Source organism: Microcoleus sp. AT8-B5 (assembly GCF_036705565.1).
Taxonomy (GTDB): domain Bacteria; phylum Cyanobacteriota; class Cyanobacteriia; order Cyanobacteriales; family Microcoleaceae; genus Microcoleus.
The window spans coordinates 27,260-40,875 of the sequence record NZ_JAUBUY010000030.1; the positions used below are offsets into that span (position 1 = coordinate 27,260).

7 protein-coding genes are annotated in these 13,616 nt (G+C 46.4%); 4 read left to right on the forward strand and 3 right to left on the reverse strand.

What is annotated here, in order from left to right; translation table 11 throughout:
• Positions 1 to 82: 82 nt before the first annotated feature.
• Complete coding sequence (locus QUB39_RS19730) at positions 83 to 5,572, reverse strand: PAS domain S-box protein (RefSeq protein ID WP_333211539.1); 5,490 nt, start codon at positions 5,570 to 5,572, stop codon at positions 83 to 85.
• Positions 5,573 to 6,246: 674 nt separating this feature from the next.
• On the opposite strand from QUB39_RS19730, the gene QUB39_RS19735 reads away from it, so the two are divergent.
• The 3 genes from QUB39_RS19735 (at position 6,247) to QUB39_RS19745 (ending at position 9,442) form a co-directional block, all read left to right on the forward strand.
• The gene (locus QUB39_RS19735; protein WP_333211537.1) at positions 6,247 to 6,570 is read left to right on the forward strand and encodes a hypothetical protein; all 324 of its coding nucleotides are present in this window, start codon (positions 6,247 to 6,249) and stop codon (positions 6,568 to 6,570) included.
• A 304-nt stretch (positions 6,571 to 6,874) separates the two neighbouring features.
• Positions 6,875 to 8,272 carry a magnesium transporter gene (mgtE, locus tag QUB39_RS19740; protein ID WP_333211535.1) on the forward strand — a complete coding sequence of 466 codons (1,398 nt, stop codon included), beginning with the start codon at positions 6,875 to 6,877 and terminating at the stop codon, positions 8,270 to 8,272.
• A 246-nt stretch (positions 8,273 to 8,518) separates the two neighbouring features.
• Positions 8,519 to 9,442, forward strand: coding sequence for a hypothetical protein (locus QUB39_RS19745; RefSeq protein WP_333211533.1), 924 nt, complete (start codon positions 8,519 to 8,521; stop codon positions 9,440 to 9,442).
• 181 nt (positions 9,443 to 9,623) lie between these two features.
• Here the strand turns inward: QUB39_RS19745 and QUB39_RS19750 are convergent, their stop codons facing one another.
• Both QUB39_RS19750 and QUB39_RS19755 read right to left on the reverse strand, forming a co-directional pair.
• Positions 9,624 to 10,142, reverse strand: coding sequence for a hypothetical protein (locus tag QUB39_RS19750; RefSeq protein ID WP_333056950.1), 519 nt, complete (start codon positions 10,140 to 10,142; stop codon positions 9,624 to 9,626).
• A 20-nt stretch (positions 10,143 to 10,162) separates the two neighbouring features.
• The gene (locus QUB39_RS19755; protein ID WP_333041971.1) at positions 10,163 to 11,245 is read right to left on the reverse strand and encodes a ParM/StbA family protein; all 1,083 of its coding nucleotides are present in this window, start codon (positions 11,243 to 11,245) and stop codon (positions 10,163 to 10,165) included.
• Between the two features lie 404 nt (positions 11,246 to 11,649).
• Here QUB39_RS19755 and ftsH2 point away from each other — a divergent pair, with 404 nt between their 5' ends.
• Positions 11,650 to 13,536, forward strand: coding sequence for an ATP-dependent zinc metalloprotease FtsH2 (gene ftsH2, locus QUB39_RS19760; protein WP_333056949.1), 1,887 nt, complete (start codon positions 11,650 to 11,652; stop codon positions 13,534 to 13,536).
• The last annotated feature ends 80 nt before the right edge of the window (positions 13,537 to 13,616 follow it).

Here is a 13,616-nt window from a genome sequence, read left to right on the forward strand (position 1 = left end):
CGAATGACGCACCCTACTAGCCTCGTTACTGGTTAAATGCTCCACAGCTTAGTCCTAATCAAACGTTTAACTGCACAACAGCTTATAAATCCAATGGAGGAATTCCACTTGGGAAATTACCTTGAATTAGATTAAGGATTTTCTCAAATTGATACTGGTGGGCGAGTTCCGTCAGATGAGTACCGAATTGAGCCAGGTCTGATGAAAGTTCAGCTACCAGTTCAACGATCGCAAAATCATCCCCACATAAAGCAGCATCTTCCAGCTCAACCACCCATTCTTTTGGTAATGTCGCCAAAAGCATTGGATCGAAGGAATCTGAAACGGAAGAGGCAACAGAACAGAGGTTAGAAGGAAAACAATCTGTTCCCCGTTCCCCCTTTTCTGTTTCCTCTTCCTCATATACATACTCTAACCCCAGGTATTCGGCCATCTTGAGAAATAGGGTCTGTTCCCGGAAGGGCTTGCTGATGTAGTCGTTGCAGCCAGCAGCCAAGGCTAGGGCGCGATCGCTCTGGGAAGCTTGGGCCGTAAGTGCAATAATGATACTGTTCTGTCCGTCTTCCATTGCCCGAATTTGCTTCGTAGCCTCGTATCCATCTAACACGGGCATCCGAATGTCCATCCAGGTTAGGTCGGGTTGCCATTGTTGCCAAATCTGCACAGCTTGCTGTCCGTTGGTAGCTTCTTTTACCTCTAATCCTAATTGTGTCAGTAATCTGACCATTAGCAAGCGATTTTCTGCTTGATCGTCAACCACCAAAATGCGACGATCCCGTTCACTGGGAGCCAGCCCAATCACGAGGCGATTATTCTCTTCCGGTGTAACATTAACTCCACTGATGGGGCTGACGGGAAGGGTAAAGGTGAAGGTACTCCCCTCTCCCAGAGTGCTGCTGACAGAAATTTTTCCGCCCATGAGTTCCAACAATTTGCGGCTAATAGTGAGACCTAGACCAGTACCGGCGATCGATCGCTTCCCAGCTTGGGCTTGCACAAACGCATCGAAGATAGTATCGAGTTCGACCGATGCAATCCCTACACCTGTGTCAGCGACTACACACTGGAGAATCTGCCGAGTTGTGGTTAATGCCCCTGTACCGTCCGCCTCAATGCTGACTTGCAAAGTAATGCTTCCCCTCTCGGTAAATTTGATGGCATTACTCAGCAAATTGAGCAAAACCTGGCGCAGTTTTTGAGCATCGACAATCATAAATTGGGGAACTTCTGGCGCAATCTCGAAACAAAAGTCAAGTCCTTTAGAACTTGCTCGTTCCGCCAACATATTTCGGAGGGAATGCAGCAGCGCAATTAAGTCCAATCCGCTTTGTTCAACTGTGCAGTGTCCCGATTCAATTTTCGAGAGATCCAGCACATCGTTAATCAAACTCAAGAGGTGATCCCCACTCCGTCGAATTGTTTGCAGGTCTTGTTTTTGGTTGGGAGTTAAAGAGATGTCATGGGTCATTACCTGAGCAAATCCTAGAATTACGTTGAGAGGAGTGCGTAATTCGTGGCTCATATTGGCTAGGAAGGTACTTTTTGCCAAATTCGCTGCTTCTGCTGCTTCCATGGCGTGCAGCAGTGCCAGTTCTTTTTGTTTGCGATCGCTGATATCTTTATGCGTTCCAATCATCCGTAAAGGCTTACCCTCTTCATCGTAGGCAACGATTTTCCCGTAGTTAGCGATCCACTTCCACTCACCTGACTTGCAACGCACACGATAGTCAAAGGCATATTTGAGAGAGCTATCTTGCAAGTTACTATTGAGAGTCTCAAAAACCCAGCATTTATCATCAGGGTGAATCATCTGTTCCCAGACTTTCACATCCATCACCAACTCACCGGGCTTGTAGCCCAGCATCTCCTGGTAGTAGGAATTAATGTAAACTTCTCCAGTTGCAATTTTCCAATCCCATAATCCATCTCCCGAAGCTTCTAGTGCCAGCATTAAGCGTTCTTCACTCAGTTGTAAAGCGGTTTCCGCTTGATGTTGTCGTGTCACATCGATCGCCACACCACCTACTAGCATTTGCCCAGGTAAGTCGGGGATGAGAAATTTGTAAACCAAAAACTCACCCAGAGTCCCATCTCGACGGGACGCCATCTCAATCGTTTCAATTAGCTCGTTGGTTTCAACAACCGTTTGGATATTGTCTAGATATTGTTGGGCGAAGGCGGCAGGGTAAAGTTCAAAAATGGATTTTCCAATCACATCCTCACTGGGTAACTCCAAGGTATTGAGATAAGTCTGGCTGGCATAGAGCATTACACCATTTTCATCGGTAATCCAGGCAAGGGCAGGGCTGTGATTCATGAAGGCTTGGAAGCGAGTTTCACTCTCTCGGAGTGCCTGTTCTGCTTGTTGGCGTTCCGCTTCGTTGCGTTTGCGATCGCTAATATCCCGGCAGATACAGAAGTTCATCATCTCATCTTGTAATTCCACCCGGTTCCAGCTAATTTCCACGTCATATACAGAACCATCCGGGCGGCGATGTCGCGTTTCAAACAGCGGAATAACCTCCTCTCTCTGGAGCATAAGTTGTAGTTCTTCCTTCGTCCATTCAGCATCCCAATCAAACACACTCAGATTCAGGGTTTCTTCTAGGGTGTAGCCCAGCATTTGAGCAAAACTGGGACTAGCTTCGACAACTTTTCCGACCCAATCCATGACAACAACACCGTCCATTGAAGTGTTGAAGAAGGCTTTACTCCGCAGGAGTTCCTGTTCTAGTGCAAGTTCGGCTTTTTTGCGATCGCTAATATCTTTCATGAAGCAGTAATGCCCCAAAAATTGATGCTGTTCGTCGTAAGTTGAAATCATCACCAATTGCTTATAAAAAACCGAACCGTCTTTACGAACCCCTCTGGTTTCTACTTCAACTCTGCCCTCTTGCACCATCAGCTCATAGGCTGCAACGAGTTTTTTCAACTCATCGGGATCTACGGTTTTTTCCCAGGACATCCCGATCATTTCTTCTGGCTGATAGCCTGTCACGTCAGAATATGCTTTATTGACATAGATGTAACGCCCTTGTACATCCAGTTTGGAAATGCCGGACAGCGCATTTTTCATCACCTCACTCAGTTCTCTAAGCTCTGCTTCTGCGTGTTTGCGATCGGTGATATCTTCTGAAAAACAAAGTAGGTACTGGGGCTGATGCTGCTCGTCGTAAATGGGAATCTTCACCGTATGCAGCCAACGTTTTCCGAGACTATGACTGTCAATGATTTCTTCAGCAATATCCTCACTCTTACCTTTCTCAAAGGCTTCTCTATCCTTCTGGTCAAAAAAGATAGCCTGTTCTGTTGGGAAAAAATCATAGCCACTTTTGCCGATCGCTTGTTCCGCTGAAATGCCAAATAACCGTTCGCTGGTTTTATTCCAAAACTGAAATACCCCAAATCGTTTAGGCTGTGCGTCCTTAACAAAAATTGCGATCGGTAAATTATCCAGCAGTGCTTGTAAGAAATTGCGCGTTTTTTGGATTTCCAGTTCTACTTTTTTGCGCTGGCTAATATCAATAAACGTAACTACAACTCGTTGGATTTGACCAGTTTGATTTAACTCAGGGTAGGCATTAACTAATACCCAAATACAACAATCACTTCTTTTTTTAATTCCTAAAACATAATTTTTGATGGAATTTCCAGTGGATAAAACCTGATTCACGGGATATTGTTCTAGGGGGATAACGCTGCCATCTTCCCGCACCAACTGCAATGCCGACTCGCTCACTGTTTTTCCCAGCATTTGGTCAATTGAAAACCCTAGTAATTCAGCGGCTGTTTCATTACATAATTGGAGGCAGGTATCTGTCCCATGAATCACAAAACCCGCATTTAAGTTATCGATCAATTGCCGATATCTGGCTTCGCTTACCTGTAAAGCAACTTCAGCTTGCTTGCGCTCCGTAATGTCGGTGTGAGAGCCAGCCATCCGAATTACGTTACCTGCATCATCCCAAAGTGCTTGACCACGATCCAAAATCCATTTGTAGGAACCATCTTTGCAGCGAATGCGATGTTCTGTGATATAGAAAGGAGTTTTCTTGGCAAAATGATCTTGAACGGCTTGCATCACCCATCCCAAATCATCGGGATGTACCAGATTAGCCCATTCGTCTAGAATGTTTTGGATTTCATGGTCTTCATAGCCCAGCATTTCCTTCCAACGACTAGAAAAGAAGACCTCGTTGGTTTGAACATTCCAATCCCAAATGCCGTCATTATTCCCGCGTACAGAAAGTTCCCAGCGTTCTTCACTTTCACGTAGTGCTGCTTCTGCTTGTTTGCGATCGGCAATATTCCTGCCAATCTTTGAGGCTCCAATTATATTCCCTGCTTGGTCTTTAATGGGGGAGACACTCATCGAGACATCGATTAATGTTCCATCTTTCCTCCGCCTCTTGGTATCGTAGTGTTTGATGCGTTCTCCTCGCTGGATTTTGGCGAGAATTTCGTTTTCCTCCTCTCGATATTCTTCGGGAATCAGCTTTCTCCCTGATTGCCCTACTATTTCGGCCGCTGTATAACCAAAAATTGTTTCGGCTCCTACATTCCAACTTGTAACTACACCCTCTAAATCTTTACTAAGAATGGCATCTTCCGAAGATTCAACGATCGCAGCTAGTCGGGCGATCGCAATTTCTGCCTGTTCTCGCTGGTGAATTTCCCATTGCAACTGGCGATTAGCTTTTTTGAATTTATCGACTTTGCCATAACTAATTTGTGCGAGATACACGACCCACATCAGGATCAAAACTAAAACTAAACCACCAATTAATACAACTCTTGGCCAATAAAATTTGACATTATTTAGTAGATATGAAGTTGGAAAAACCTCTATCCTCCAGTCTACACCATAGGCTTTCACTACAACTGTTTTATCCTCGGGTTTTTGAGGCAAATACTTTTGACCGTAGATCAAATTTGGGCCATCATATATAGCCACATTGTACCCAGATGACACTTTTAAAATACTCTCAAATAGAGTTTTAAATTGAAAAACTCCGACAATAAACCCATCAAACCGTTCACCTACAAACAAAGGAAAACTTGCTAAAAATCCTTTACCCCCTTGAACAAGTGAAATATTGCCACTTAAGATAGGTTGACGCAAATCACGAGCTACTTGCAAAGTAATTTTCCGACGTAGTTCCCCATTCAAATCTAGGTTTTGCGCTGCCTCATTCCCTGCCAGTGGTGCAACCCATCGCACTTTAAATGATGGATCGACTAATGCGATCGCCTGATAACCGTAAAAATCCTTTACATAAGCCTCAGCATCGGCTTCCCAAAGAGCCTTTGGTGTACCGCCATTGGCTTGCCAGCGACTCGCCATTTGCCGAAGCGTCAACACTCGAATGGATAATCCTTCGGTTAGTTGTGACTGAATCGCATTGGCTTCCTGCTGAATTAACTGCTCAATGTGAATTTGTGCATTGATGGTTAGCTGTTGCCACGTAAATAAAACAGCAAAAGAAGCCACCACACCAAGCAAAAGAGGTAGCAATCGTTTAATTGGTGTTTGGTCTAAACTTATAATGACTTTGCGTCGATGTATCACCATAAATTAAGCGATAGATGAATAGAGCGGTTTTCGATTGATTGGGCTATAATTGGGTAATTTACTGAGGCAAGAGAGCTAAGTATTGAGCCGGAAAACCCGTTAGTTATAAGGCAATATCTAAACTTTATACCCCCTCAAATGAGCTATTAGATTCCACCGGTAAAGAATGTTGTTCCTTAATCCCTAGCCCTTTAACTAGATTTATAGAGGGCGATGAGCAACATCTGTTCAGATTGTAAATAGGTGTTGTTTGCCAACATTGGCGACAAAACCAGTAGATTTGATGCTGGCGAACGTGACGGAGCATTTGATTCGAGCAGCAGGGGCACTGTGTCATAAAGACCTCTTTTTTAACTAAAGGCTATTTCACTGTTGTTGCAAAATGCTGTAAGCTCGCTTGAAGCAACGATAACAAGACCCTATACAAAAAAAATAAAGATTTGGTAAAGAATATAAAAGGGTTAAGGAAAAGATACAAGTTTAAACATTCCGTAATAAAATTAAGACCGCAGAGAATTTTTATCCCACCATACGCACCTTGTAATATCACATCTGTTGTGTGATAATTATATACTATTCAGATGCAGCTTTTGAGACTCATTCCTACATCAAAGAATTTTCCTGTTCCCTGTTCCTTGATTTGATATGAGAGTCTAAATCCTAGCCCTACACCTTTGTATGAAGGTATCGCGGGCCGACAGTCTGGTGTAAAAGATGCGGTATCAGGAACAATCGATGCCTTCGCTAGCGACGGAATGCTGTTAGTAGGAGAAACGCTGAGACAGGGTTTAAGTCCAAGCCAATATTCTGTGATACCGGAGCAGCCTTTAACCTGCATTTCTTACGGCATGATATTGCCAGCAAGTGACACTGAATGGCAAGAAACAGTCAATAATTATATTCGCAATCAAAGTTCGACAAACCTGTTGGAAAAAGTGCTGGGGCGCAATTCTCCTTTCCTACCGATGAGTGTTGCCGCTCAAGATAAATGTATTTGAACCCAAATCGGGCAAGGTGGTCGGCGCGCACCAGAAGAATAGGGGTCAATCGATTGCGCGATTTTAGATTTTAGATTTTAGATTTTAGAGGCGACCCCACGGATCAATGCGGGGGCAATAAGTGATTTTCGATTTTCGATTTGGGATTGATTCCACGGATAAATCACGTGGCGGGTACTACCTTTGAAATTCGTGGTCAGGTGCGGATCTTGTCAGGGCAAGTCCGATCGCTGTAACCAGTGGCGTCAATAGGCTCTAAACTGGATTCAGGAAGGCGCGCAGCACAGGTTTAGGAGGGTCATCAGTGACAGAAAAAAGTTATCAATCGTCTTCTCTACCAACCTACGCGCGAAAAGAACTGCGGGAATTAGTTCGATCGCAGTTAAGGGCCCTGTTGGAAGAAGGAGACTTTAAAGGAGCAAAAGCGATTTTGCACCCGGTGCAGGAAGCAGACATAGCTGAAGCTATCGAAGGCCTGCCAGAAACCATGCAAGTAATAGCTTTCCGCTTGCTTTCCAAAGACGAAGCAATCGCAGTCTACGAATATCTCGACTCCAGCGTTCAGCAGTCCCTCTGCGAAAAATTCAAACGCCAAGAAGTCATTGACATTGTAGACAAAATGTCCCCGGACGATCGAGCTAAACTGTTTGACGAACTGCCGGCAATATTAGTCCGTCGCCTGTTGGGTGAATTGAGCCCAACGGAACGGGAAGCTACGGCTCAACTTTTGGGTTACGAAGCCAGTACCGCCGGTCGGATCATGACCCCGGAATACATTTCTCTCAAAGAAAGCTTTACCGTCGCCCAAGCTTTAGACCGAATTCGCTCTTTGGCTAAAACTACCGAAACAATTTATTCTCTTTACGTCACTGACGCCGGACGCAGCTTGACAGGTATTTTATCCCTGCGGGATTTAGTCACTTCGCCCCTCGACAAAACCGTCGGCGAAATTATGACCCGCGACGTAGTTTCTGTTCAAACAGGAACGGATCAAGAAGAAGTAGCTAGGCTGATCCAGCGTTACGATTTTTTAGCTGTGCCCGTTGTAGACCGCGAACAGCGTTTGGTCGGCATCATTACAGTTGACGATGCGATCGACATTTTAGAACAAGAAGCAGCCAAAGATATTTATACCTTGGGCGGCGTCCAGTCCGGCGGCGACAATTATTTTCAGACCGATTTAATCACTGTTGCCCGGAAAAGGGTCGTGTGGCTGTTTGTTCTGCTTTTAACTAATACTGTCACCGGCGCAATTATTAGAGCTCAAGAAGATATTTTGAACCAAGTAGTCGCCTTAGCAGCTTTTATTCCCCTGCTGACTGGCACTGGAGGCAATGTCGGAGCTCAGTCCTCAACAGTTGTAATTCGCGGTTTGAACACTGATGAAATTACAGCAATGGGGCCGTTTCAAGTAATTGTTCGCGAGGGGATGGCGGGAGCGCTGCTAGGAGCTATATTGGGGACTGTAGCGACGGGCTGGGCTTATACTTTGCAAGGGAGTTTAGCAGTGGCACTCGCGGTGGGAGTGAGTTTGTTTGCGATCGCAATTTTAGCTTCTCTTGCCGGTTCAGCTCTGCCGTTTCTATTTCGTTCTTTGGGTTTAGACCCGGCTTTAATGTCTGCTCCTTTTATTACCACCGCAGTTGATGTCCTCGGGGTCTTGATTTATTTCACTTTAGCTCGACAAATTTTGCAGCTTTAATATATTTAATTACATGGCTGTGAATAAAAAACTTAATCTGTTTTTCACCACTGCTAAATTCGGGGTTTACGTGCGATTACATACCGGATATCTGCCGTCGCGCGTACTTTATTTTTATCCGCATACTTGCACCAGTTGAAAAAAAGAATGCAACTATAGGCCCGTGCTCCAAACTCCGAGCTTCCTCAGTCATTCCCAATCTAAAATCTACAATCTAAAATCTAAAATCTAAAATGGTATTAGCCTATGTCATCATCCAATTCACCAACGAAAATCCAAAATCCCACGTCCAGCAATTTGTTAGAAACTGCTGAAGTGGTTTTTATTGCTGCCTCTGCTGTGGGATTGGCTGCTAGTTTGGTTTGGGAACAGAGCGTTTATGCTCAAGGCGCGATCGTGATTGCGTTGGTGTTGAATTTTGTGAACCGACAGAAGCTGCACAAGCAAGTTAAAGCAAGTACGGCGGCCACGTTCGATCGCGTAAATCAACAAGCAGCTACTACCGATCGCGCGATCGAGCAATTGCAACTTGCTGTAAATGCTTTAGACGAAGCTGTTGCTCAAACATCTCGCGAAAATCTCAATGTTGGGCCTGGAGAAAACGTACACTCTCTCATTTCAGCAATTGAGAACCTGCGCCAGCGACTAATAATTTTAGAAAAAACTATTAAAATGATTCAAAGCGAGATCGAACTCACCAGCCGCCAATTCAAACAGCGACCGGAATTGCAACAAGTCGAAACTTTGACCACAATAATTCTGGACTTGCAGCAGTTTATCAACGAACTGCCACAGTGGGGCAATTTGCAGCAGCGGCAGCTAACAGAACTTCAGCAAAAAGTAGACAATGCTTTAGCGGAACTCTCAGAAGAAATTGCTGTGATTCCCAACCGCGTGCAAGAGGCGCTAGCTAGTCGCGGTGGGGAAATTAACCCACAGTTGGGTTCTGGTTTGAATGCCGAGCAAAAGAATGGTTATCGACCTAAAACCCAGAATGAGAAAATTCGCCAGAAATATCCCAGAGCTTATGTCAAGTGGAGTCAGGATGAAGACGAAAATTTGAAGCAAGAATACGCTAGCGGTCAACAAATTGACGAATTAGCTCAGAGATTTCAGCGACAGCCTAGTGCCATTCGTTCGCGATTACAAAAATTAGGATTAATCGAATAATGGGAATGGTATAGACAAAAATGAGTAAATCTAAAATCTAAAATCTAAAATCGGCAATAACAAAACGATCGCCCTTTTTTTTCAAAAGAGCGATCGCTTTGTTTCTGTATTCAGTACCGGCTGCTAACAGCGGGCCACTAACATTACATCTCAAGGCTTTTTAGCCTGGGTCTACCTCATTTTAGAAATCTTGGGGTAACAAAGAACTTAAACGCTCCAACAAAGGATCGGAATTCCGAGGAGGAGCAACTTCAGCATCAGGCACTACATTATCATCCGCCACAGAGTCAGACTCAATCGGGCCAGGCTCTACTACTTTTGAAACTGGGGCAAAAGAAACTTGAGCAAACTTACTGTTAACACTCCCCTGCAACTGATCCAACTGCGCGCTGAGTTGACTCAGTTGATGTTCCAGTCCCTCCAAACGGCTTAATTCCTCTGCCGAAACATTGTGCTCAAACTCAGCAAATTTCACCACAAGTTCAGCAATACGCTGTTCCAACCGCTGAAAGTTCTGTGTAGAGCTAGCAGACTCAGATACAGACAAAAACTGCCACAAAGCTTGCTTGCAGAGATTGCTGAAAGTCTGATACTTCGTGAAAGCCAACTCTTTTTCAATAGCGGCCAGCAAAGTTTGATCCGCAGCATCTTCCGTAAACGCCACCGAGAAATTCGCCTTATTTTTTGCCCACAGTGCCATAGGGTTCAAGCCTTAATGCGTTACTTTATCGTGGCTAGCTGAGCCTCAGCATAAATAAACTGTCCCAAAGCATTAGCTTTCCGGGAAGGCTGAGCCAAGTGAGCCTTAAGATTGGCGTCTTTAAGCAAAGGTTGCAAAACCTCCCAGAAAAACTCGCCGCCACCGCCAGTCAGAACCACATCCGTCACACGTTCCGGCAGCCACTGCACCAAACGTTCGGACAGTTCGTTAGCGAAAGCCTCCCGCAAGTCCTTAATAATCGGATCTAAATTAGTCGGCTTAGTCGCTCCTCTGGGACGGTAGAAACGCTGGCCTTCGGGTTTATTCACCGCTTCCAGTAAAGACAGAGATTGAGGGTCTGCCCCCGGAATCTTTGAGGCAACTTGTTCGTAGAACTTGTTCATTGCGAAGGAATCGCTCTTTGAAGCCGCCCGGGCGAAACGGAAACGATCGACCATTAACAAATCGGTAGTTTGGTGTCCGATATCAACCACAGCCACCGACAGTTCCGGCAACTCCGGCGTAAACTCCTTGTTATCTTGAGCCTCGCACCAAATCAGGCTGCCGAACCCTTCCGGCATCACCCAAACGTGACTGATGTTAATATCCACCCGCTCGCCCCGGTACACCACAACGTGGGGAGAGCGCAGTTGGCTGATAATCTCTTCCTTTTCCTTCTCAAACTGATCCTGCGAATAAAACGGCAAACCCAGCACAACTGCTATTTCGCCTTTCATCTGGAAATATCCAGCACAGGAAAAGACCTTAACCAAAGCATCTACTACTTTCGATTGGTCAGCGCCACCGAGATTAGCGCCAAAATCTGCTGCCAATTGACCGATCGCGTAGCCCTTGCCCTGGTACTCCAGCCACATATCCAACAGAGGGTCTGTTGCTTTGGACTCAAAGCTGCCGCCCCGCACCTTTTCTACGGGCATAGTAGCCACGTTGGCAGGGATGAAAACAACGCTACTCGGGTTGCGACTCACGCAAGCTTTAGTTGCCGTCCGACCCAAATCAGCACTAATAATCGATTTGTTAGAAGCGACTTTAGTCTGCTGGGTCAGCATAGCCGAATTAGGAACAAGCTGTCTAGTTGTCATTGAAATGTGTTACCTCACTGAGCCTCACCATTATCATGCCTTATCCCTTGACACTGCCACGCTTAAAGACAGTGGGTTTTGCGGCGATTCTTCTAACTCTACCTAGATCGGTATCGAAATCAGCACCAAACATTATATTCGGGACGATCGCCCTTAATAGATTTTAGATTTTAGATTTTAGATTTTAGATTTTAGAGGCGACAACAGGGGCCGCGGTCCGGGGGCTTGTACCCTGGATGGTTTCGGTCGAGGAGTATTCTCGATCGATCGCGGCAATACGGCCTGTTGCCTGAGAGTGCATTGTTAAGTTAAATTTAGTTAAGATTCTGAGTGTAAACTTTTGTCGCACTTCTCCCACACCGCGATCTTACCCGATCTGTCCCCAATTCAAGGCATCCGCGTTTATGAAAATTTCTTGGCGAACTATACTACTTTGGACTTTACCCGCCTTAGTCATCGGCTTTTTCTTGTGGCAGGGGGCCTTTGCGCCATCCCCGGCAGAAATGAGCAAGAACACCGCCAGCACCCGCCTGAGCTACGGTCGATTCTTAGATTACTTAAACGCCGGTCGAGTGACCAGCGTTGACCTTTACGACGGAGGTCGGACGGCTATTGTCCTAGCAGTCGATCCCGAACTGGACAATCACGAGCAGCGGTGGCGGGTAGACTTGCCATCAAATGCCCCGGAACTGGTTTCTAGGCTCAGAGACTCCAAAATCAGCTTCGACACTCACCCACTACGCAACGACGGCGCTGTCTGGGGACTTTTAGGCAATCTAGTATTTCCCCTCTTGTTAGTAGGAGGGCTGTTTTTCCTCTTCCGCCGCGGTGGCAACGTGCCAGGGGGCCCTGGCCAAGCCATGAACTTTGGCAAGTCCAAAGCTCGCTTTCAAATGGAAGCTAAAACAGGCGTACTGTTCGACGACGTAGCAGGCGTTGAGGAAGCCAAAGAAGAACTACAAGAAGTAGTGACATTCCTCAAAAAACCCGAACGCTTCACCGCAGTCGGGGCGAAGATTCCCAAAGGCGTGCTGCTAGTGGGCCCTCCCGGAACCGGTAAAACCCTCTTGGCAAAAGCGATCGCAGGCGAAGCCGGCGTGCCTTTCTTCAGCATCTCCGGTTCAGAATTTGTCGAAATGTTCGTCGGTGTCGGCGCTTCCCGCGTTCGGGACTTGTTCAAGAAAGCTAAAGAAAATGCTCCTTGCATCATATTTATCGATGAAATCGATGCAGTCGGCCGCCAGCGCGGCGCCGGTATCGGTGGCGGTAACGACGAACGGGAACAAACCCTGAACCAGTTGCTGACCGAAATGGACGGTTTTGAGGGCAATACTGGCATTATCATCATTGCTGCTACGAACCGCCCCGACGTGCTCGACTCAGCGCTGCTGCGTCCGGGACGTTTTGACCGCCAAGTTACCGTAGATACGCCGGATATCAAAGGCCGCTTGGAAATTTTGGAAGTTCACGCGCGCAACAAGAAGCTGTCTCCAGAGATTTCTCTGGACGCCATCGCCCGCCGCACTCCGGGTTTTACCGGCGCTGATTTGGCTAACTTGCTCAACGAAGCTGCGATTTTAACCGCACGCCGCCGCAAAGAAGCGATTACGATGCTCGAAATTGACGATGCAGTCGATCGCGTGGTAGCAGGTATGGAAGGCACTCCTTTGGTGGACAGCAAGAGCAAGCGCTTGATTGCATACCACGAAATCGGCCACGCGATCGTCGGTACAATCATTCAAGCCCACGATCCCGTTCAAAAAGTTACCTTAGTTCCTCGCGGACAGGCCCGGGGCTTGACTTGGTTCATGCCCAGCGAAGACCAAGGTTTGATTTCAAGATCGCAAATTTTAGCCCGGATTAGCGGTGCTTTAGGTGGCCGCGCAGCCGAAGAAGTAGTTTTCGGCGATGCCGAAGTAACCACCGGTGCCGGCAACGACTTGCAGCAAGTCAGCGGTATGGCGCGCCAAATGGTAACTCGCTACGGGATGTCTACCTTGGGCCCGATCGCCCTGGAAGCCCAGCAAAGCGAAATTTTCCTCGGCCGCGACTACACAGCGCGATCGGAATATTCCGAAGAAATAGCCTCTCGGATTGACGGACAAGTTCGAGCAATTGTCGATCACTGCTACGACGACGCCCGCCGAATTATTCGCGAAAATCGCACCGTGATCGATCGCTTAGTCGATTTGTTGATCGAAAAAGAAACCATCGACGGCGAAGAGTTGCGCCTAATCGTCTCTGAATACACTTTTGTTCCTGAAAAAGAACAATACGTTCCTCAGCTTTAATACTTGTTTGAACATTAGGGACACGGCATTGCCGTGTCTTTAAAAAGTAGGGACGCAAGACTATTGCCACGTCCCTACTT

Excerpts from the sequence above, each read along its gene's own strand:
- ftsH2 (WP_333056949.1), top strand. The coding sequence starts at position 11,650 with ATGAAAATTTCTTGGCGAACTATACTACTTTGGACTTTACCCGCCTTA.
- QUB39_RS19730 (WP_333211539.1), bottom strand. The coding sequence starts at position 5,572 with ATGGTGATACATCGACGCAAAGTCATTATAAGTTTAGACCAAACACCA.
- QUB39_RS19750 (WP_333056950.1), bottom strand. The coding sequence starts at position 10,142 with ATGGCACTGTGGGCAAAAAATAAGGCGAATTTCTCGGTGGCGTTTACG.
- QUB39_RS19755 (WP_333041971.1), bottom strand. The coding sequence starts at position 11,245 with ATGACAACTAGACAGCTTGTTCCTAATTCGGCTATGCTGACCCAGCAG.
- QUB39_RS19745 (WP_333211533.1), top strand. The coding sequence starts at position 8,519 with ATGTCATCATCCAATTCACCAACGAAAATCCAAAATCCCACGTCCAGC.